Origin of the sequence: Pseudomonas sp. TR47 (assembly GCF_044143025.1) — a bacterium.
Classification (GTDB): domain Bacteria; phylum Pseudomonadota; class Gammaproteobacteria; order Pseudomonadales; family Pseudomonadaceae; genus Aquipseudomonas; species Aquipseudomonas putida_E.
On the sequence record NZ_JBHFCS010000007.1, the window covers coordinates 221,208 to 240,598 of the forward strand.

Consider the following 19,391-nt stretch of genomic DNA (forward strand, 5'->3'; position numbering starts at 1 on the left):
GCGGCACGTTGGAATTGTTCTGTTCGATCGCAGGGATTTCGGCCCACTGGCCAAATCGTTGTTTCTGGAACGATTGATCCAGATCAACGATTGATAGCAAGCATAGTCCCGAATGACCCGGCAGGCGGTGCGGTTGTTTGCCGCGTGACCGGTTGCCCCACCCCCTTCCAGAGCCGAAGAAACCGTGTCGACAACGGCAAACAGTAACCGTTTGTTACAAACAGATGATAATCTGCCGCCCCCCTCTACTGCGCCGAGGCCACAGGTTTCCGATGTCCGATTCCGCACCGCAGTTGTTGCGCCATCACCGACCTTTCATTGCCTTTTGGCTAGCCCGGGTGTTCACCGCCAGCGGTTTTCAGATGCTCACCGTTGCCATTGGCTGGCACCTCTACCAATTGACCGGCAATGTGCTCGACCTGGGCCTGGTAGGCCTCGTCGAATTCGCGCCGCGGGTGCTGTTCATGCTGCACACCGGGCACGTCGCCGACCGCTATGACCGGCGCAAGGTCGCGGCCCTGTGCCAGACGCTGCAGGGGTTGATCGCCCTGGTGCTGGCCTTGGGCAGCGCCACCGACAACGTCAGCCGCGAACTGATCTTCGCCCTCGCCTTCCTGCTCGGAGCCACCCGCTCGTTCGAAATGCCCGCCACCCAGGCGCTGCTGCCCAATGTGGTGCCGCACGGGCTGTTTCCTCGGGCCGTAGCGGCCTCAGCCTCGGCCACCCAGGCGGCGACCATCGTCGCCCCGGCCGTGGGCGGGCTCCTGTATGCCTTCGGCAGTACCTGGGTGTATGGCCCGACCGTGGCCCTGTATGCCATTGCCTGCCTGCTTATGCTGACCCTGGATTCGCGCCAGCAAGTGCCGCAACGCGGTCGCGCCAGCCTGGAGTCGCTACTGGCAGGCGTGCGTTTCATCCGTAGCCGGCCAGACATTCTCGGGGCGATTTCCCTCGACCTGTTCGCCGTGCTGCTGGGTGGCGCCACCGCGCTGCTACCAGTGTTCGCCAAGGACATCCTGCTCACCGGCCCGTGGGGCCTGGGCCTGTTGCGGTCGGCGCCAGCGGTGGGCGCGCTGTTGATGTCGTTCTGGCTGGCGCGCTTCCCAGTGGAGCGCAAGGTCGGCCGCACCATGTTCACCGCAGTCGGGGTGTTCGGCGTGGCAACCATCGCCTTTGGCCTGTCGACCTCATTCTGGTTCTCGCTGGCGGTACTGGTGGTGCTGGGTGCAGCAGACATGATCAGCATGGTGATACGCGGTGCGTTCGTGCAACTGGAGACGCCGGATGAGATGCGGGGCCGGGTAAGCGCGGTCAACGGCCTGTTCATCGGTGCCTCCAATCAGCTCGGTGAATTCGAATCGGGGGTCACGGCGCACTGGTTCGGCACGGTGCCGGCGGTGGTGCTGGGGGGCGTCGGCACCTTGGTGGTGACCGGAGTGTGGATAAAGTTGTTCCCGACACTGGCCACGCGGGATCGGTTGCACAATGGTTGACGGGGGCCTGAACGGCCATAGGCCCCTGCCAGTCATGCTGGTATGATGCGCGGCTTTTTTCCTCCCCACGCAAAACCACGGCAGCCGTTACGGTCTGTGCTTTGCTGATGGGGTCGATACATTCACGGCGCCGGGGGCGCCTCGGGGAGCGGGCATGCTGGAAAGGCTGTTTCAACTAAGAGCACACAACACCAACGTGCGCACCGAGATTCTTGCGGGCGTCACCACCTTCCTGGCCATGGCCTACATCCTGTTCGTCAACCCGAGCATTCTTGGCGAAACCGGCATGGACAAGGGCGCGATCTTCGTCGCCACCTGCCTGGCTGCCGCCATCGGCTCGGCGACCATGGGCCTGATCGCCAACTACCCCATCGCCTTGGCGCCGGGCATGGGCTTGAACGCGTTCTTCACCTACACCGTGGTCCTGCACATGGGGCACACCTGGCAGGTCGCGTTGGGCGCGGTGTTCCTCTCGGCGGTGATGTTCTTCCTGCTGTCGATCTTCCGCATCCGCGAGTGGATCGTAAACAGCATCCCGCTGCCGCTGCGCTCGGCCATTGCCGCGGGCATTGGCCTGTTTCTGGCGCTCATCGCCCTGCATAACGCCGGCATCGTCGTCGATAACCCGGCCACCCTGGTGGGCATGGGCGACCTCAAGCAGCCGTCGGTGATCCTTGCCACGCTGGGCTTCTTCCTGATCGTGGGCCTTGAAGCGCTCAAGGTGCGCGGCGCGGTGCTGATCGGTATTCTCGCCGTGACGGTCGCGGCGATCGCCATGGGCGTCACGCCGTTCGGCGGTATCGTGTCGATGCCCCCTTCGCTGGCACCGACCTTCCTGCAGCTGGACATCGCCGGGGCACTCGACGTAGGCCTGGTCAGCGTGATCTTCGCTTTCCTGTTCGTCGACCTGTTCGACAACTCCGGCACCCTGATCGCCGTGGCCAAGCGCGCCGGCCTGATGGGCAAGGACGGCCACATGCCGAAGATGGGCCGTGCCCTGATCGCCGACAGCACTGCGGCCATGGCCGGTTCGCTGCTGGGCACCTCGACCACCACCAGCTACATCGAGTCGGCGGCAGGCGTGAGCGCCGGTGGCCGCACCGGCCTGACCGCCATCGTGGTGGCCGTGCTGTTCCTGCTGGCGCTGTTCTTCGCCCCGCTGGCCGGTAGCGTACCGGCCTTTGCCACCGCACCGGCGCTGCTGTTCGTCGCCGTGCTGATGGCTTCGGGCCTGGCGGAAATAAACTGGGACGACGTGACCGAGGCCGCACCGGTGGTGGTCACCGCCCTGGCCATGCCGCTGACCTACTCGATCGCCAACGGCATCGCCTTCGGCTTCATCTGCTGGACCGCCGTCAAGCTGATTTCCGGCCGCCGCCGCGACCTGAACCCGGCACTGGTGATCCTTTCCATCCTGTTCGTCATCAAGCTGGGCTGGTTCAACGCATGAGTGCTGCCTTCGACCCTAGCGCCTACGACGCGCAACTGCAGGCCAAGGTTACCCGCCTGCGCGAGCTGCTGGCCCCCTTCGGTGCGCCGCAGCCCGCTGTGTTCGACTCGCCGCGCGAGCATTACCGCTTGCGTGCCGAGTTCCGCCTGTGGCGCGAGGATGGCCAGCGCCACTATGCGATGTTCGCCCCGGGCGAGAAGCACAAGGCCATCCTGATCGACGATTTCCCCATCGCCAGCGAGCGCATCAACGCATTGATGCCGCGCCTCAAGGCTGCCTGGCAGGCCAGTGAAGAACTGAGCAATCGGCTGTTCCAGGTGGAGTTCCTAACCACCCTTGCCGGCGATGCGATGGTCACGATGTGCTACCACCGCCCGCTGGACGAGGCCTGGGAAGTGGCAGCACGGCAACTGGCCGAAGAACTGGGCGTGAGCCTGATCGGCCGCTCCAAGGGCAAGCGGCTGGTCATCGGCCGTGATTACGCCATGGAAAAACTCGATGTGGCTGGCCGGGTGTTCAGCTATCGCCAGCCGGAAGGCGCATTCACCCAGCCCAACGGCGCGGTGAACCAGAAGATGCTGAGCTGGGCGTATGACGCCATCGGCGAGCGCGATGACGACCTGCTGGAACTGTACTGCGGTAACGGCAATTTCACCCTGCCGCTGGCCACCCGCGTACGCCAGGTGCTGGCCACCGAGATCAGCAAGACCTCGGTCAACGCCGCCCTGAGCAACCTCGAAGAGAACGCGGTGGATAACGTGCGCTTGGTGCGCCTGTCAGCGGAAGAGCTGACCCAGGCGCTGAACGAGGTTCGTCCGTTCCGACGGCTGGAAGGGATCGACCTGAAGAGTTATGCGTTCGGGACCGTGTTCGTCGACCCACCACGTGCGGGGATGGACCCGGATACTTGCGAGCTGACACGGCGTTTTGAACGGATTCTGTATATCTCGTGCAATCCAGAAACGCTGGCGGCCAACATCGAGCAGTTGCAGGACACGCACCGCATCGAGCGCTGTGCGTTGTTTGACCAGTTCCCGTATACCCACCACATGGAAAGTGGGGTATTGCTGGTTCGGCGCTGATTGACGGAAATTGGGGCCGCGTTGCGGCCCCAATACACTCAGAAGTCGAAGAAGACCGTCTCCCCTTCCCCCTGAACACGGATATCGAAACGGTACGCCGTCTTGCCATCCACCTCGCAACGCTTGGCAATCAAGGTTTCACGGCGCTGCGGCTGCTCGATCAGGTTGAGCACCGGGCACTTGGCGTTCGCTTCGGCCTCATCATCGAAATACAGCCGCGTGTGCAAGTGGATGTTGATGCCGCGAGCAAACAGGCTGATGTTGATGTGCGGGGCCATCGGCACACCGGCAGCGTTGTTCACCACACCGGGCTTGACGGTCTGCACGGTCCACTCACCGGCATCGAAGGTGGTGGCGGTGCGACCGAAGCTGTTGAAGGCGTTTTCCAGGTTGTAGTCATCCTGGTACTGGCCATTGGCATCGGCCTGCCAGAGTTCCAGGAATGAATCGCGCACCAGGTGGCCGTTGCCGTCATACACCTGGCCGATCAGCAGGATGTGTTCACCCGGTGCCTGCGGCTTAGCCAGACGGTTCCAGATTTCCTGATCACGGGTAGGGTTACCGGCCGCTTCCAGGGCCAGGCCGATGTGCACGTAGGGGCCGGCGGTCTGCGAGGGGGTTTCCGGCAGCAGTTCGATTGGCATGGCGGGGTCCTCAGCAGTTTTCGAAGTGGGTTTTGCGCTGGCCGCGCAGCACGATGTCGAAGCGGTACGCCAGGCAATCCATGGGGTTGGCGTTGCTCATGTCGAGCTTGGCGATCAGTTGCTGCACCGCTTCTGGGTTGGCGATCGACTTGACGATCGGGCACATCGGGATCAGCGGGTCGCCCTCGAAGTACAGCTGGGTGATCAGCTTGGTGGCGATCGACGGGCCGCTGACAGCGACGTGGATGTGCGCCGGGCGCCAGTCGTTCGGGCCGTTGCGCCATGGGTATGGGCCGGGCTTGATGGTGCGGAAGCTGTAGTAGCCTTCACTGTCGGTCAGGCAGCGGCCGACACCACCGAAATTCGGGTCCAGCGGGGCCAGGTAGCGGTCGTTCTTGTGGCGGTAACGGCCGCCGGCGTTGGCCTGCCAGATCTCTACCAAGGTATTGGGCACTGGCTTGCCGTACTGGTCGACGACACGGCCAGCAACGATGATGCGCTCACCAATCGGCAGGCCGCCGTTGTTGAAGTTCAGCAGCAGGTCATGGTCGTGGGCGCCGAAGCCCAGGTGGGTGAAGTCCGGGCCGGTGGTTTCGCTGATCGACTGCGGGATGCTGACCAATGCCTGGCGCGGCGAGCGGGCAATGGAAGTCTTGTAGTCGGGGGTCAAGGCCTTGGGGTGCCAGTTGCGATCACGGATCACGAAGCGGCTGTTGTCCTGGGCGGGCATGCCGTTTTCCTCTCTTGGAGTTATCAAAGCGCCTGTGGTTCGCAGGCGGACTTGCAGTTTCGGATAGGTCGCCCCAGATGAATATTGAATTCCGCCGACCGTTACTTAACCAAATGGTTATGCATTAGTACCTTTGGCTGGCGTGAACTAACCTTTGTCTTCATGTTTCAGGCTCTGGAGTGCACTTCATGGAATGGCGAAAAGGCCGTCGTAGTGACAATGTGGTCGATGCCCGTGGCCAAGGCGGCGGCGGTGGTGGCATGCGCTTTGGCGGCGGCAAGGGCCTGGGGCTCGGGGCCATCCTGCTGATCGTCGGCATCGGTTGGCTCACTGGCCAGGACCCGCTGCAGATCCTCGGCCAGCTCACTGGCCAGATGGAGCAGCAGCAAGCCCCAAGCGGTGCGGGCAACAAGGCCCCAGCGGCCAACGACGAGCAGGCCCAGTTCGTCGCCTCGATCCTGGGCGACACCGAAGACACCTGGAAGGCTCTGTTCTCGCAGGCTGGCAAGCAGTATCGCGACCCTAAGCTGGTGCTGTTCAGCGGCCAGGTGAATTCCGCCTGCGGCTTCGCTTCAGCGGCGGTGGGGCCGTTCTACTGCCCGGCCGACCAGCGGGTGTACCTGGACATGTCGTTCTTCCGTGAAATGGAAACCCGCTTCGCCGCCGCAGGCGACTTCGCCCAGGCCTACGTGATCGCCCACGAGATCGGCCACCACGTGCAAACCTTGCTTGGTGTGTCGGCCAAGGTCGATGCCGCGCGCCGTGCAGGCCAGCGCCTGGAGGGTGACAATGGCTTGCTGGTGCGCCAGGAATTGCAGGCCGACTGCCTGGCCGGGGTATGGGCTTACCAGGCGCAGCAACGCCTGAACTGGCTGGAGCCAGGGGATGTCGAGGAAGCGCTCAATGCTGCCAATGCCATCGGTGATGACCGACTGCAGCAAAAGGGCCAGGGGCGCGTGGTACCTGACTCCTTTACCCATGGCACCTCGGCGCAGCGGGTGCGTTGGTTCAAGGCCGGGTTTGCCCAGGGCGATGTGAACAGCTGCGACACGTTCAGTGCGCGAAGCCTTTGAAATTTCAAGGGGTCCCTGCGCGCGGCAAGCCTGCTGCCGCGCGTGGTGTTGCAATTGAGCTGAAAAAGCGTTTCAGCTTCCCCGCCATTTGCCGATAACCCCTGCACGATTCAGCGGGCATCCAGAACAACAACGCCTCGCGATCGAACATTGATCAAGTGAGCGAAATCATTTCTGGAGAGCGTGCATGAACAGCTGGTTTGCCAACATCAGCGTCAACCTCAAACTCGGCCTGGGCTTCGGCCTGGTGCTGGTCCTCACCGGCCTGCTGGCCCTGACCGGCTGGAACAGCCTGGGCAGCCTCATCGACCGCAGCAACTGGATGGGCGATATCGGCAAGCTCAACAAAGACCTGACCGACCTGCGCGTGGCGCGCCTGCAGTACATGATCGCCAATGGCGACGATGCTGCCGCAGCCAACACCCAGGCCAAGCTGGATGCCTTCAGCAAGCAGCAACAATACCTGGTCAGTACTTTCAAGAGCCCGGAAAACGTCAAGCTGCTCAAAGAACTGGGCCAGACCATCAGCGAGTACGAGGTTTCGCTGAACAAGATGCGTGCCGGCTACAAAGGCTCGCTGGCTGCACGTGACGCGATGAATGTATCGGCTGCCAAGGCCGACGCGGCCATGGATCTGCTCGGCGAGGACGTCATGGGCCGCCCCGAAGCCGATAGCGTGCGCTTGTCGCAATACCAACTGATCAGCAAGGCGCGCCAGCAACTGCTGCAAGTGCGAGTGGATGTGCGCGGTTACATTGCCGACAACTCTGCGGCCAACGAACAGGCCGCCCTGCGCCAGCTGGAGTCGGCACTTGCCGAGATCGACAACCTGAAGCGTCAGCTGCCTGCCGAAGCCACGCGCGTGCAGCAGTTGGAGCAATCGATACAGGCCTACCGCGAGGCCGTGCGCCAGTTCCGCGATGCAGTCGCCGACATCACCACCGCCCGTGCAGAGATGACCGTGCAGGGCGGCGATATCGTCAAGCGCAGCGACGCGCTGTACAAGATCCAGATCGACCGCCGCGACGCCGAGAGCGCCCAGGCGCGCAGCCTGCAGACCATCGCCACGTTGCTGGCCCTGCTGGTCGGTGTACTGGCGGCGGTGCTGATCACCCGCCAGATCACCCGCCCGCTGCATGACACGCTGCAAGCGGTGGAGCGCATCGCTGGTGGCGACCTCACCCACGACCTGCGGGTTACCCGTCGCGACGAAATCGGCGTGCTGCAGCAGGGCATCGCCCGCATGGGCACCACCCTGCGCGAGCTCATCACCGGCATCCGCGACGGTGTCACGCAGATCGCCAGCGCCGCTGAGGAACTGTCGGCGGTCACCGAGCAGACCAGCGCTGGCGCAAACAGCCAGAAGGTCGAAACCGACCAGGTCGCTACCGCCATGCACGAAATGGCCGCGACCGTTCAGGAAGTGGCGCGCAATGCCGAGCAGGCTTCGCACGCAGCGACCGGCGCCGATGACGAAGCACGCGCAGGTGATCGCGTGGTCGGTGAAGCGATCAGCCAGATCGAACGCCTGGCCGAGGAAGTGCACCGCTCCACCGAAGCCATGAACCTGCTGCAGCAGGAAAGCCAGAAAATCGGCAGTGTCATGGATGTGATCAAGTCGGTAGCCGAACAGACCAACCTGCTGGCGCTCAACGCTGCCATCGAAGCCGCCCGTGCCGGTGAGGCTGGCCGTGGCTTTGCCGTGGTCGCCGACGAGGTACGTGGTTTGGCCCAGCGTACGCAGAAATCCACCGAAGAGATCGAAGAATTGGTGGCTGGCCTGCAACATGGCACCCAGCAAGTGGCCAACGCCATGCAAGGCAGCCGCACCCTGACCGACAGCAGTGTCGAACTGGCGCGCAAAGCCGGCACTTCGCTGGAAAACATCACCAGCACGGTGTCGAGCATCCAGTCGATGAACCAGCAGATTGCCGCGGCAGCCGAGCAGCAGAGCGCGGTGGCTGAGGAGATCAGCCGCAGCATCCTGAATGTGCGCGATGTGTCGGAGCAGACCGCAGCGGCCAGTGATGAGACCGCGGCGTCCAGTGTCGAGCTGGCGCGCCTGGGTGGGCACCTGCAGACGCTGGTCAGCCAGTTCCGCGTCTGACCTCGTACTTTAGGGCCGCTTTGCGGCCCATTGTCGGCAAGCCGGCTCCATCAGGGATACGCAAGGCTCGAGGCTGCGCGATACCAGTAGGAGCCGGCTTGCCGGCCATGACACCAGAACTGACAACCGATTATTTAACGACCATCCCCACCCCGCGCCCACGCGGATCCGAAGCCGTCTCAAGCTTCGCCCCGTTCACCCGGATCGCCTGGATATCCCCCATCTCCCAGCCCTGATCCTCCAGCACGTAACCCATCTTCTTCAGGTCGTCGGCTACCGGCCCGCTCAGCGGTGCGTAGCTGTCGAAGTAGATGGTGTCCTTGGGCAACAACTGGTGGTGCACACGCTGCGCCGCCACGGCCTTGTCCAGGGGCATGCCGTAGTCGTACAGGTTGTTCATCACCTGGAAGATCGAAGTGAAGATCCGCGAGCCGCCGGGCGTACCGATCACCAGTGCAACCTTGCCATCGCGGGTCATCAGGCTCGGGCTCATGGACGACAGCATGCGCTTGCCCGGCTCGATAGCGTTGGCATCACCGCCCACTACACCAAAGGCATTGGCTGCGCCCGGCTTGGCACTGAAGTCGTCCATTTCGTCGTTGAGCAAAAAGCCCGCGCCCTTGACCACCACACCACTGCCGTAGTCGAGGTTGAGGGTGTAGGTATTGCTGACCGCGTTACCCTGTTTGTCGACGATCGAGAAGTGCGTGGTCTGGTGCGGCTCCAGGCCCGGTTTGACATCGTCGGTCGCGGAAATGGCCTTCGGGTTGACCTGCGCGGCGCGCTTGGCCAGGTAATCCTTGGCGATCAGCTGGTCGACCGGCACCTTGGTGAAGGCCGGGTCGCCCAGGTAGTCGGCGCGGTCGGCGAACACGCGTTTCTCGATCTCGGCCAGCAGGTGAATGTATTGCGCAGAATTGTGCGCCACGCCTTTGAAGTCGGCCGCACGGTCTTCCTTGATGCCCAGCAACTGGGCCAGCGCAACGCCGCCCGAGCTTGGCGGTGGCGCGGTGTAGACCACGTTGCCGCGCCAGCTCAGGGCCATGGGCTCACGCCAGACGGCCTTGTAGTCCTTGAGGTCTTCTTTGGTGATCAGGCCTTTGTCAGCCTGCATCTGCGCCACCAGCAGGTCGGCGGTCTTGCCCTGGTAGAACTCGCTCACGCCCTTGTCGGCAATACGTTCGAGGGTCTGGGCCATCTCTGGCTGCTTGAACAACTCGCCCACCTTCATGGTGCCGAAATAGTCGTTGAAGTTGGTCGCGGTCTTGAACAGGCCCTGCGCGTCATTGCGATACTGGTACTGCTTTTCGGCAACCTTGAAGCCGTTTTTCGCATAGCCGATCGCGGGGGTCAGCAGCTCGCTCCAGGGCAGCTTGCCGAATTTCTCGTGCGCTTCCCACAGGCCCATCACCGTGCCGGGCACGCCGGCTGCGCGCACGCCGACCAGGCTGAGGTTCTCGATCACCTCGCCTTTTTCGTCCAGGTACATGTTGCGGGTCGCGGCCTTGGGCGCCACTTCCCGGTAGTCGAGGAAATATGGCTTGCCGTCGACGAACAGGGTCATGAACCCGCCGCCACCGATGTTGCCGGCCTCAGGGTAGGTCACCGCCAGAGTGAAGGCGGTGGCCACTGCTGCATCCACCGCGTTGCCACCTTTTTTCAGGATGTCGGCGGCTACCTGTGCGCCATATTGATCGGGCGCGGCCACCGCGCCACCCTCCAGGGTTACCGCATAGGCCGATGAACAGCTCAAGATCGCGGCGCCGAGGGCCATGGACTGGAACAGGACAATACGCATGACACTTCCTTGGTGTTGTTTTTGTTGATCACTCAGTAAGGCCGAAGCGTCTCGACTGTGCAATCACATGTAGGAAGTTTCGCCGCCCTTGGACAGGATTTGTCGCGTTCAGGCAACTCAGCAGGCGTACATCGCCAGTTTGCGCTGGATGAAGTCGAGGAAGCACTGGATGCGCAGGGCCAGTTGCGTGTTGCGGTAGTAAACAGCGTGGATCGGCTGGCGGTAGCCGTTGTTGGCCTCGCTCAGAATGACCTGCAGGCGGCCGGCGCGGATGTCCTCGTGGGTCATGAAGTGCGACAGGCTGACGATACCCTCCCCGGCCAGCGCCAACTGGCGCAGGGTCTCGCCGCTGGAGGCGATCAGCGCCGGGCGGATCGCCCAGCGGTCCCCTTGGGCATGGCGCAGCGGCCACTGGTTGAGTGACTCGGGCTGGCTGAAACCGAGCAGGCAGTGATGGTTCAGGTCTTCTACATGCTGCGGTGTACCGTGCCGCTCAAGGTACGCCGGACTTGCCAGTACCTGCACCGGGCTGCAGCCCAGCGAACGGGCGTGCAGGCTGGAGTCGGCCAGCTCACCGATGCGGATCGCCACGTCGGTGCTCTGCTCGAGCAGGTCGATGATCAGGTCATCGGTGTTCAGTTCCAACTCGATGTCGGGGTACTGGCTGCGAAAATCACCGATCCACGGCAAGATCGCGTGCAGCATGAACGGCGCTGCGGCGTTGATGCGCAGGCGCCCGGAAGGCGTCTGGCGGTTCATCGACAGGCGCTCTTCCATGTCATTCATCTGCTCGAGCACCAACCGTGAGCGTTCCAGGAAGAAGCGCCCTTCTTCGGTCAGGTCCATGCGCCGGGTGGTGCGATTGACCAGCGTAGTGCCCAGCTTTGCCTCCAGGCGCGACAATGTGCGGCTGACCGCCGAAGGGGTCTGCCCCAGTTGCTCGGCGGCAGCGGAAATCGAACCGCAGTCGATAACGGCGACGAATACCTGGAGTTCTTCGGATCGGGTTTTCACAGGATTGGCCTGACAATGATATGCCGTGATTGATAGCGGCTGATCAGCCTCTATGCAAGGGGGCGCGAAGCGGCCCTATTGAAAGGCACTTACTGAGCCATGCCGAACACTTTATTCAGATGCGCCTCATAAGCTGCCAATGCAGCCGGCACATCCGGGCGCTTCATCACATCGACTGCCAGATAGGTCGGCAGGCCGGTCATGCCAAGAAACTCATTGGCCTTGTGGAACGGGAAATACACTGCATCCACCCCTTTGCCCTCAAAGAAATCGCTCGGGTCGTCGAAGGCCTGCTGCGGTGCGTTCCAGGTCAGCGACAGCATGTACTGCTTGCCCTGCACCAGACCGCCGCTGCCGTACTTCTGCGAAGCATCCGAGCGAGTCCGGCCGTCGTTGGCGTAGAGGCTGCCGTGGCCTGCTGTGAAGACTTCGTCGATGTATTTCTTCACGGTCCAGGGTGCGCCCATCCACCAGCCCGGCATCTGGTAGATCACCACATCGGCCCAGAGGAACTTCGCCACCTCTGCCTGCACGTCGTAGCCCGCGTCGATGAAGGTTTGCTGCACGTCGAAACCGGCTCGGTCGAGATGAGCAAGGGCGGCGTCGTGCAAAGTCTGGTTAAGGCGACCTTCGGAATGGGCGAATTGTTTACCGCCATTGAGCAGGAGAATCTTTTTCATGCTGACCTCAAGTCAAGAATCAATGGCCGGCAGATTAGCGATTCAGGGTCACGGGATACAGGGTGAGCGGGGCAAAATACAATTGACCATAAGTCACGAATACGAAGCTTATTATTGCCTTAGAATCGCTTCACCCTCCACCAACGAGTTGTGATCAATGAGCGAGCAATACGCCTTCATTCTCAAGGCAAAGACCCGTCCGGAAATGGCCGACGCCTTCGATACCCTGTTCCGTGCTTATGTTGAACCGAGCCGCAATGAGCCTGGCTGCATCGAATACCACATGCTGCGCGACAAGGAAGACCCGAGCCTGTTCGTATTCTTTGAGGTGTGGGCCAACAAAGCAGCGCTGGACGTGCATTCGGCCCTGCCGCATATGGTCGAGTTCTTCGAAAAACGTATGGACTACCTGGAGCGCGACTTCGATATCCAGCTGATCGAAATGCTCAGTGCGTCCTCCGCTAGCCGTTGATCAGCAGATGGCCGCCCAGCGCGGCCAGGCCGATGAAGAAGCACCGTTTGAACAGCTCGGCGCTGATGCGCTGCCGCAACCACTGGCCAGCCAGCATGCCCAGCAGCGCGGGCGCCAGCATCAGCAATGAAGCGCCCAGTGCCTGGCTGCCCAGGGCGTCTTGCCCGGCCAGCCCCAAGGCCAGCGCCACGGTCGAGACGGTGAACGACAGGCCCAATGCCTGGATCATTTCGTCGCGGCTCAGGCCAAGGCTCTGCAAGTAGGGCACTGCGGGCATCACGAACACACCCGTGGCGGCAGTCACGATGCCGGTCACCACCCCGCACACTGGTCCCAGCCACCCTTCCCTGCCCGGCGCCAGCCGCAGGCCAGGCCCGATCAAGCCATACACCGCATACACCAGCAGCGCCGCGCCCAACGCGTGCGCCGCCCATGGGCCACTGTTGATCCCCAGCCAGGCACTGCCGACCAGCGTGCCGATGAAGATCATGGCGAGCATCGGCCCAAGACGCCGCAGCAACGCCGACAGATGGCCGCCCGCCGCCAGTTGCCAGAGATTGGTGATGGTCGATGGCACGATCAGCAAGGCGGCAGCCTGCGCCGGAGGCATAGCCAGGCCCAAAAGCCCCATCGCAATGGTCGGCAGGCCCAGGCCGATCACGCCTTTTACCGCGCCAGCCAGCACGAAAGTCACGATTACCAGCAGGGACAAGGCCGGCCCGATATGTTGATAGAAAGCGATCAGGTTATTCATGACCACCATCATGGCGTGCACCGCAGTGGCTGAAAATCTGCCATATACTCACCCTGACTCTCGCCAGGACAGAGGCTGATGCATTTCGACCTGATTGATCTCACGCTGTTCCGGCACACCCTGGAGTGCGGCAACATCACCGCCGGGGCCCGCAGCAGCCACCTGTCGCTGCCTGCTGCCAGTGCGCGAATCCGCGCCATGGAAGCCTCACTCGGTACTGCGTTGCTGGAACGCAACCGCCGCGGTGTGCAACCGACCCCGGCTGGCCAGGCGCTGCTTCAGCATGCGCGGTTGATCGGCCAGCAGGTCGAACGCCTGCAGTTCGACCTGGGCCAGTACGCTCAGGGGCAGCAGGGTCAGGTACGCCTGCTGTGCAACACGGCGGCGCTGACCGAATACCTGCCGGAGCTGCTGGCCGGGTATCTGGCCGACAACCCTGGCGTGAGCGTCGACGTGCAGGAAATGCCGAGCCTGAGGGTCGTGCAGTCGATCACCCAAGGCATGGCCGGCCTGGGCATCATCTCCACCGCTGCGCCCAGCACGCACCTGCAAACCCGACCGTTTCGAGACGACCCGCTAGCGCTGATCACACCGCTAGCTCACCCCCTCAGCTCGGAGCCTGCCCCAAGCTTCATCGACAGCCTTGCCCACGGGCATGTCGGGCTCGGTGCGAACAGCGCCCTGGCGTTGTATCTGGAGGAACAGGCCCTGCGCGAAGGTAGGCGCATGCGCGTACGGGTGCGCGCCGAAGGCTTTGACGGGGTGATCCGCATGGTTGCGGGTGGCGCCGGGGTTGGCGTGGTGCCGCTGGCGGCAGTGAAGCGCTGGGAAGGCCTGTTGCCGCTGCACTGGATGGCGCTGCGCGAGGATTGGGCGAATCGCCGCTTGCTGCTGTGCGCACGGGATTTTGCGGGGTTGCCGGGCTATGCGGCCGGGTTGGTCGAGCGGCTGGCAAAGGCCTGAACGCTCATCCCCACGCGCGTGCGCATAGCGCAGTCAGGCACCTGAACGTCGAGCCCAGGCAACTGCGGCTCGGCCAATGGCCCTATGGTGTCGAGTCATTCAGCCAGTCACCAGGAGTTGTGCCATGTCCGATTTCATTACCGTCCTGCGCGAAACCTGCCCGACGCCGGTCGTGGACGCCACCAAGTGGAAGCGCATCGGCGGCGATCCACACACCGTCAACCTCAATGCCTACCTGTCGGCCGACGGCAGCAAGATCATGGGCACCTGGATCTGCACACCGGGCAAGTTCGAGGTCAACTACGAGAAGTGGGAGTTCTGCCACTTCCTCGATGGCTATTGCATCATCACCCCGGAAGGTGAAGAGCCCAAGCACCTGAAGGCGGGTGATGTGTTCGTGATCGAACCGGGGATGAAAGGGACTTGGGAAGTGGTTGAGACGGTACGCAAGTATTTCGTTTTCGCCTGATTTGTAACTCCAGCCCGGCCCCGGCCCTGTGGGCAACTCGTAATCTCCCACAGGGCCACAGTTAAATCCTCTGACATAAATTCTCAGCCTACCTTCGAGCTTTGTAGTCCTTTTCTGAATCGCATCGCTGCCTCCCATAACGTATTGCGCTCGTTTTTTTGCAGGCCTAGGCTGCACTCATGTGCCCATATCACCGGGCAGCATTACCCAGTAAAAATAATTGCCAGGGAGAGGTAAGCATGGCTTTTGATGCATACATTCAGATCGACACCATTCCAGGTGAAGCACTGGACGAGAAATACAAAAAATGGATTGAAGTAATTGGTTACGATTTTGGCGTCAGCCAAAGCATATCCGCCACTGCGAGCTCCGCTGGGGGCGCTACATCTGGGCGCACCACCGTGACCAACTTCACTTTCAGGAAATATCTCGACAGTGCCAGTTGCAAACTGATGGAGGCCAGTTGTACCGGGCAACACTTAAAGGAAGTGAAACTGGCGCTCTGTCGCGCCGGAGGCGATAAACTGAAATATTACGAAATAATTCTTGAAGAAGTTATTATCGCCGAATATTCGCAGTGCGTTGACACGGGCGTACCGCTGGAAGTGGTGCAGCTCAACTACGGCCGCATCAAGACCACCTACACTCAGCAGCGGCGCCTTGATGGCGCCGGCGGCGGCAATGTCGCTGGAGGTTGGGACCGTATCGGTAACAAAAAGTACGCGTGAGGGCAGCACCATGTCAGAAGCCCGTGCGTTTCTCAATTTTAAGTTGCAAAACTATCACCGGCTAAAAACGGACCTTGGATTAACCGGTCATTCGCTGGCAAAGTTCGATGTACTCAACGCACATATTGCCGATACAGTGGTCCGTAGCGGTGAACTGGTGATCATCGGCGACCCCACGACCGCCTCCTGTACCAGCCAGGAAGCCTGGTTGATGAGGCAGGCCGCAGTTGTGCACATGGGGCTGATGCGCAACGGCCAGGGTGTGGATAATTTTTTCTTGGACAACTTCGAAACCCTGAAAAGCCTGATTGCGCATGCATCCATGGGCGCTGGCGTGGTCAGTGAAGGGTGGAGCAAGCACCTCAAAGCTATCGAGGCTACCTTGATGGATATCGAGAAGCTGCATCAGCAGCATCTCGGGTCAGGGGCCATGGCGGCTCGCGATCAGTTCTATGCGAAGCGTTCAGCCTTGTTCATGAAGTTGGATGAGCAGTTGAACAAGCTGGCTGCTTACGGTTCAGGCCTAAGGAACAAAAGCTCGATCAAAAGGACGCTGGGAATATCCACAAAGAGTTACTTACATACAGGTGAGATTGCAGGTTATGCCAATAAGGTCGCAGGTGTAGCCAAAGCATCCAACCTAATAAAAAAAGGTGCCTACATTGGTGTAGCTCTAGAAGTCGCAGGAACAGGACTGGAGATTCACAAGGCGTGTACACTTGGGCGTGAAGATGATTGTAAAAGAGCGAAGTATGTTGAAGGAGGTTCACTAATCGGGGGGCTCGCAGGAGGCGCCGCCGGGGGCTATGTGGCTGGAACAATTTTAGCGCCTGCTTTATGCGCCGCGATCGGGTTTTCAACAGCGGGCACAGGAGGACTGCTATGTGCTGTAGTGATCGGGGGCGCTGGGGCTAAGATTGGAGGTGAGATTGGAGAGGAGAGGGGTGAACTCTACGGCGAACTCCTATATCGGAAGTTTTCAAAGTGAAAAATTTCGACCATGGCATTATCGCCGCCATCATTATCAACCTGATCATCATCACACTGACAGTCCAGTGCTTCATTGCCTCACGACGCACTGAGCACTTTGAGTCTTTGTTCCCCAATAGCCATTACATCAAACAAAACAAAGAAACTTACAAGCGCGCCGGATTAATAGGAAAACTCATGCGCACCGGCGCCATCTCAACAGTACTTGCGCTTCCGTCAATATTTACAAAGAGAAATCTAGTTGAACAAAAGGAAATCGAAAAATTCCCAAAGCGAACCAAAATATTACTCGTAACTCTTTGGACATTACACATAACTCTCTTTACCGCCCTTGCAACATCTCACTATTTATAATTTGACCTCACGCCCCACCAGTTCATTGCAGCATGTGTAAAATTCAAATATCGCAGCAGCTTAAAAAAATCGCGGAGCAGGCGCCCTTCCCTCTGGTGCGCAGTTACAAAGGGAAGGCCGCCCGGCCCGCGATGAAGTCCACCTCGCTCGTTAATTCTTCTTGCGGTACCCCTCGACAATCGCCGAGAAATCTTTGCCACCCTCACCCCGCAGGCTCATTGCCTGATAGAGCTGCTGGGCCACAGCACCGAGAATCACTGGCTGATGCGCCTGGCGCGCAGCCTCGGTAGCCAGCCCCAGGTCCTTGAGCATCAACTCGGCGCCAAACCCGCCGGTATAGCCGCGTGATGCCGGGGCGGTTTCGATGATGCCCGGCCACGGGTTGTAGGTGTCGGAACTCCAGCAACGCCCTGTCGAGCTGTTGATGATGCCCGCCAGCACCTTGGTATCGATGCCCAGCGCATTGCCTAGCGCCATGGCCTCGGACACGCCGATCATCGAGATGCCCAGCAGCAGGTTGTTGCAGATCTTGGCGATCTGCCCGGTGCCGACCTCACCACAGTGCACGATGTTGCGGCCCATCTGCTCCAGCACCGGCTTGAGCGTGGCGAACAGTTCAGTGCTGGCGCCGACCATGAAGGTCAGTGTGCCGGCCGCCGCGCCGCCGGTGCCGCCAGAAACCGGCGCATCGCCCATGTCCACGCCTTTGGCCGCAGCGGCCTTGGACACCTCGCGCGCAGTCTGCGGATCGATGGTGCTGCAGTCCACGGTCGGTGTGCCCGGGCGCACGCCCGCCAGCACGCCGTCGTCGTTCAGGTAGACACTGCGCACATGGGCTGCGGCCGGCAGCATGGTGATCACCAGTTCGCTGTTGGCTGCCGCTTCCTTGGGCGAGGCGCTGACCTGCCCGCCCAGTTCGGCGAGTTCGGCCAGTACGGTCTTGTTCAGGTCGAACAGGTTCAGCTGGTGCCCGGCCTTGATCAGGTTGCGGGCCATGGGGGCGCCCATGTTGCCCAGGCCGATGAATGCGATACGCATGGCGATCTCCTTAGCGCAGGCTGATGGTGGTGTTCACACCGTCATTGACGCTGTCGTCATCGAACCAGCGGGCGGTAACGGTCTTGGTCTGAGTGTAGAACTGCACCACCTGCTTGCCGTACGGGCCAAGGTCACCGAGCTTGGAGCCACGCGAACCGGTGAAGCTGAAGAACGGCACCGGTACCGGGATCGGGATATTGATGCCGACCTGACCGATGTCTATTTCGCTCTGGAACTTGCGCGCCGCCGCGCCGCTCTGGGTGAACAGGCCGGTGCCGTTGCCGAACGGGTTGGCATTGACCAGGGCGATGGCCTCGTCGAGGGTGTCGACTTCCAGGGTCACCAGTACCGGGCCGAAAATTTCCTGGGTGTAAACCTGCATGTCGGTCTTCACCCCGGAGAACAGCGTCGGGCCGACAAAGTTGCCTTGCTCGTAGCCCGGCACTTTCACGTCGCGGCCGTCGAGTTCGAGCTTGGCGCCCTCCTTGATACCGCTTTCGATCAGGCCCAGCACGCGCTCCTTGGCGCGCTTGGAGACCACCGGGCCGACATCGGTGCCCGGCTCACTACCGGCGTTGACTTTGAGCTTGCTGGCCGCTTCCTTGATGTCCGGCAGCCATTCACGCGCTTTGCCCACCAGCACCGCCACCGAGGTGGCCATGCAGCGCTGACCCGCGGCGCCGAAGGCGGCACCGACCAGGGCGTTGATGGTTTGGGTGCGGTTGGCATCGGGCAGGACCACGGCGTGGTTCTTCGCGCCCATCATCGACTGCACGCGCTTGCCGTGCTGGCTGCCCAGGTTATACACATGTGTACCGACTTCGGTGGAACCGACGAAGGAAATCGCCTTGATGTCCTTGTGGGTGCAGATCGCATCCACTACCTGCTTGCCGCCGTGCACCACGTTCAGCACGCCGGCCGGCACGCCGGCTTCCAGCGCCAGCTCCACCAGCATCATGGTCGACAGCGGGTCCTGCTCGGACGGCTTGAGCACGAAGGTGTTACCGCAGACGATGGCCATCGGGAACATCCACAGAGGGATCATCGCCGGGAAGTTGAACGGAGTGATGCCGGCGCACACGCCGATGGGTTGGCGCAGAGTGTAGGTGTCGACACCGCCGGCGACGTTTTCGGCGAACTCGCCCATCTGCAAGGTGCCGATGGACGCGGCGTGCTCGACCACTTCCAGGCCGCGGAAAATGTCACCTTCGGCATCGGCAATGGTCTTGCCCTGCTCGGCGCTCAGGGTCTGGGCGATGCGCTTGCTGTGTTCGCGGATCAACGCCTGCAGCTTGAGCATGATGCGCATGCGTGCGCCGATCGGGGTGTCGCGCCAGGTCTTGAAGGCGCGCTCGGCAGCGGCCACGGCGGCATCCACTTCTTCGACGGTGGCGAACGGCACTCGCGCCAGCACCTGCTGGGTAGCCGGATTGACGATGTCGCGCCATTCGGTGGTTTTCGACCCGACCCACTGGCCGTCGATCAGCAGCTTAACCTGCTCGACCTTTGTCTGGTCGGGGGATTGGGGTGCGTTCATCTGCGTTCTCCTTGG

General features: G+C 61.6%; 19 protein-coding genes. 11 read left to right on the top strand and 8 right to left on the bottom strand.

Features of this window, described 5'->3' with window-relative positions; all coding sequences use genetic code 11:
* Positions 1-272 precede the first annotated feature (272 nt).
* The 3 genes from ACEWE8_RS10680 (at position 273) to trmA (ending at position 4,025) form a co-directional block, all read left to right on the top strand.
* Positions 273-1,493 (top strand): MFS transporter, encoded by a 1,221-nt coding sequence (locus ACEWE8_RS10680; RefSeq protein ID WP_046784712.1) that lies wholly within the window; start codon positions 273-275, stop codon positions 1,491-1,493.
* 154 nt (positions 1,494-1,647) lie between these two features.
* Positions 1,648-2,943: an NCS2 family permease gene (locus tag ACEWE8_RS10685; protein ID WP_046784711.1), complete on the top strand. Its 1,296-nt coding sequence runs from the start codon at positions 1,648-1,650 to the stop codon at positions 2,941-2,943.
* Complete coding sequence (trmA, locus tag ACEWE8_RS10690) at positions 2,940-4,025, top strand: tRNA (uridine(54)-C5)-methyltransferase TrmA (protein WP_046784710.1); 1,086 nt, start codon at positions 2,940-2,942, stop codon at positions 4,023-4,025. The genes ACEWE8_RS10685 and trmA overlap by 4 nt, the downstream gene beginning before the upstream one ends.
* A gap of 38 nt (positions 4,026-4,063) precedes the next feature.
* Here trmA and pcaG read toward each other — a convergent pair whose 3' ends face one another.
* Together pcaG and pcaH are read right to left on the bottom strand one after the other, a co-directional pair.
* Positions 4,064-4,669 (bottom strand): protocatechuate 3,4-dioxygenase subunit alpha, encoded by a 606-nt coding sequence (pcaG, locus tag ACEWE8_RS10695; RefSeq protein ID WP_046784709.1) that lies wholly within the window; start codon positions 4,667-4,669, stop codon positions 4,064-4,066.
* Positions 4,670-4,679: 10 nt separating this feature from the next.
* Positions 4,680-5,399 (bottom strand): protocatechuate 3,4-dioxygenase subunit beta, encoded by a 720-nt coding sequence (gene pcaH / locus ACEWE8_RS10700; RefSeq protein ID WP_046784708.1) that lies wholly within the window; start codon positions 5,397-5,399, stop codon positions 4,680-4,682.
* Between the two features lie 188 nt (positions 5,400-5,587).
* Here pcaH and ACEWE8_RS10705 point away from each other — a divergent pair, with 188 nt between their 5' ends.
* Both ACEWE8_RS10705 and ACEWE8_RS10710 read left to right on the top strand, forming a co-directional pair.
* Entirely contained in the window at positions 5,588-6,472 is an 885-nt protein-coding gene (locus ACEWE8_RS10705; protein ID WP_046784707.1) for a neutral zinc metallopeptidase, read from the top strand.
* A gap of 187 nt (positions 6,473-6,659) precedes the next feature.
* A complete protein-coding gene (locus ACEWE8_RS10710; protein WP_046784706.1) occupies positions 6,660-8,579 on the top strand; it encodes a methyl-accepting chemotaxis protein in 1,920 nt (639 codons plus the stop codon).
* Positions 8,580-8,709: 130 nt separating this feature from the next.
* Here ACEWE8_RS10710 and ggt read toward each other — a convergent pair whose 3' ends face one another.
* The 3 genes from ggt to ACEWE8_RS10725 all read right to left on the bottom strand — a co-directional run bounded on the left by ggt (position 8,710) and on the right by ACEWE8_RS10725 (position 12,071).
* Complete coding sequence (gene ggt / locus ACEWE8_RS10715; RefSeq protein ID WP_046784705.1) at positions 8,710-10,377, bottom strand: gamma-glutamyltransferase; 1,668 nt, start codon at positions 10,375-10,377, stop codon at positions 8,710-8,712.
* A 117-nt stretch (positions 10,378-10,494) separates the two neighbouring features.
* The gene (locus tag ACEWE8_RS10720; protein ID WP_046784704.1) at positions 10,495-11,391 is read right to left on the bottom strand and encodes a LysR family transcriptional regulator; all 897 of its coding nucleotides are present in this window, start codon (positions 11,389-11,391) and stop codon (positions 10,495-10,497) included.
* 89 nt (positions 11,392-11,480) lie between these two features.
* Positions 11,481-12,071, bottom strand: coding sequence for an NAD(P)H-dependent oxidoreductase (locus tag ACEWE8_RS10725; RefSeq protein WP_046784703.1), 591 nt, complete (start codon positions 12,069-12,071; stop codon positions 11,481-11,483).
* 157 nt (positions 12,072-12,228) lie between these two features.
* Here ACEWE8_RS10725 and ACEWE8_RS10730 point away from each other — a divergent pair, with 157 nt between their 5' ends.
* Positions 12,229-12,543, top strand: coding sequence for a putative quinol monooxygenase (locus ACEWE8_RS10730; protein ID WP_046784702.1), 315 nt, complete (start codon positions 12,229-12,231; stop codon positions 12,541-12,543).
* On the opposite strand, the gene ACEWE8_RS10735 is transcribed toward ACEWE8_RS10730, so the two are convergent.
* The gene (locus ACEWE8_RS10735; RefSeq protein WP_046784701.1) at positions 12,533-13,297 is read right to left on the bottom strand and encodes a sulfite exporter TauE/SafE family protein; all 765 of its coding nucleotides are present in this window, start codon (positions 13,295-13,297) and stop codon (positions 12,533-12,535) included. The two genes, ACEWE8_RS10730 and ACEWE8_RS10735, sit on opposite strands and share 11 nt — an antisense overlap.
* Before the next feature lie 78 nt (positions 13,298-13,375).
* Here ACEWE8_RS10735 and ACEWE8_RS10740 point away from each other — a divergent pair, with 78 nt between their 5' ends.
* The 5 genes from ACEWE8_RS10740 (at position 13,376) to ACEWE8_RS10760 (ending at position 16,801) form a co-directional block, all read left to right on the top strand.
* A complete protein-coding gene (locus ACEWE8_RS10740; protein WP_367903582.1) occupies positions 13,376-14,260 on the top strand; it encodes a LysR family transcriptional regulator in 885 nt (294 codons plus the stop codon).
* A 124-nt stretch (positions 14,261-14,384) separates the two neighbouring features.
* On the top strand, positions 14,385-14,729 hold the full coding sequence (locus ACEWE8_RS10745) for a cupin domain-containing protein (RefSeq protein WP_003258412.1): 345 nt from the start codon (positions 14,385-14,387) through the stop codon (positions 14,727-14,729).
* Between the two features lie 239 nt (positions 14,730-14,968).
* Entirely contained in the window at positions 14,969-15,457 is a 489-nt protein-coding gene (locus tag ACEWE8_RS10750) for a type VI secretion system tube protein Hcp (protein WP_046784699.1), read from the top strand.
* Positions 15,458-15,467: 10 nt separating this feature from the next.
* Entirely contained in the window at positions 15,468-16,445 is a 978-nt protein-coding gene (locus ACEWE8_RS10755) for a hypothetical protein (RefSeq protein WP_046784698.1), read from the top strand.
* Positions 16,442-16,801 carry a hypothetical protein gene (locus ACEWE8_RS10760; protein ID WP_046784697.1) on the top strand — a complete coding sequence of 120 codons (360 nt, stop codon included), beginning with the start codon at positions 16,442-16,444 and terminating at the stop codon, positions 16,799-16,801. The genes ACEWE8_RS10755 and ACEWE8_RS10760 overlap by 4 nt, the downstream gene beginning before the upstream one ends.
* Positions 16,802-16,951: 150 nt before the next feature.
* Here ACEWE8_RS10760 and mmsB read toward each other — a convergent pair whose 3' ends face one another.
* Together mmsB and ACEWE8_RS10770 are read right to left on the bottom strand one after the other, a co-directional pair.
* A complete protein-coding gene (mmsB, locus tag ACEWE8_RS10765; protein ID WP_046784696.1) occupies positions 16,952-17,839 on the bottom strand; it encodes a 3-hydroxyisobutyrate dehydrogenase in 888 nt (295 codons plus the stop codon).
* 10 nt (positions 17,840-17,849) lie between these two features.
* Entirely contained in the window at positions 17,850-19,376 is a 1,527-nt protein-coding gene (locus ACEWE8_RS10770; RefSeq protein ID WP_046784695.1) for a CoA-acylating methylmalonate-semialdehyde dehydrogenase, read from the bottom strand.
* Between the last annotated feature and the right edge of the window lie 15 nt (positions 19,377-19,391).

Bases quoted from the DNA above. Each gene is read 5' to 3' on its own strand.
- ggt (WP_046784705.1), bottom strand. From the start codon at position 10,377: ATGCGTATTGTCCTGTTCCAGTCCATGGCCCTCGGCGCCGCGATCTTG.
- ACEWE8_RS10745 (WP_003258412.1), top strand. From the start codon at position 14,385: ATGTCCGATTTCATTACCGTCCTGCGCGAAACCTGCCCGACGCCGGTC.
- ACEWE8_RS10710 (WP_046784706.1), top strand. From the start codon at position 6,660: ATGAACAGCTGGTTTGCCAACATCAGCGTCAACCTCAAACTCGGCCTG.
- trmA (WP_046784710.1), top strand. From the start codon at position 2,940: ATGAGTGCTGCCTTCGACCCTAGCGCCTACGACGCGCAACTGCAGGCC.
- ACEWE8_RS10680 (WP_046784712.1), top strand. From the start codon at position 273: ATGTCCGATTCCGCACCGCAGTTGTTGCGCCATCACCGACCTTTCATT.
- ACEWE8_RS10725 (WP_046784703.1), bottom strand. From the start codon at position 12,071: ATGAAAAAGATTCTCCTGCTCAATGGCGGTAAACAATTCGCCCATTCC.
- mmsB (WP_046784696.1), bottom strand. From the start codon at position 17,839: ATGCGTATCGCATTCATCGGCCTGGGCAACATGGGCGCCCCCATGGCC.
- ACEWE8_RS10705 (WP_046784707.1), top strand. From the start codon at position 5,588: ATGGAATGGCGAAAAGGCCGTCGTAGTGACAATGTGGTCGATGCCCGT.
- ACEWE8_RS10770 (WP_046784695.1), bottom strand. From the start codon at position 19,376: ATGAACGCACCCCAATCCCCCGACCAGACAAAGGTCGAGCAGGTTAAG.
- ACEWE8_RS10685 (WP_046784711.1), top strand. From the start codon at position 1,648: ATGCTGGAAAGGCTGTTTCAACTAAGAGCACACAACACCAACGTGCGC.
- ACEWE8_RS10755 (WP_046784698.1), top strand. From the start codon at position 15,468: ATGTCAGAAGCCCGTGCGTTTCTCAATTTTAAGTTGCAAAACTATCAC.
- ACEWE8_RS10740 (WP_367903582.1), top strand. From the start codon at position 13,376: ATGCATTTCGACCTGATTGATCTCACGCTGTTCCGGCACACCCTGGAG.
- ACEWE8_RS10730 (WP_046784702.1), top strand. From the start codon at position 12,229: ATGAGCGAGCAATACGCCTTCATTCTCAAGGCAAAGACCCGTCCGGAA.
- ACEWE8_RS10750 (WP_046784699.1), top strand. From the start codon at position 14,969: ATGGCTTTTGATGCATACATTCAGATCGACACCATTCCAGGTGAAGCA.
- ACEWE8_RS10735 (WP_046784701.1), bottom strand. From the start codon at position 13,297: ATGAATAACCTGATCGCTTTCTATCAACATATCGGGCCGGCCTTGTCC.
- pcaG (WP_046784709.1), bottom strand. From the start codon at position 4,669: ATGCCAATCGAACTGCTGCCGGAAACCCCCTCGCAGACCGCCGGCCCC.
- pcaH (WP_046784708.1), bottom strand. From the start codon at position 5,399: ATGCCCGCCCAGGACAACAGCCGCTTCGTGATCCGTGATCGCAACTGG.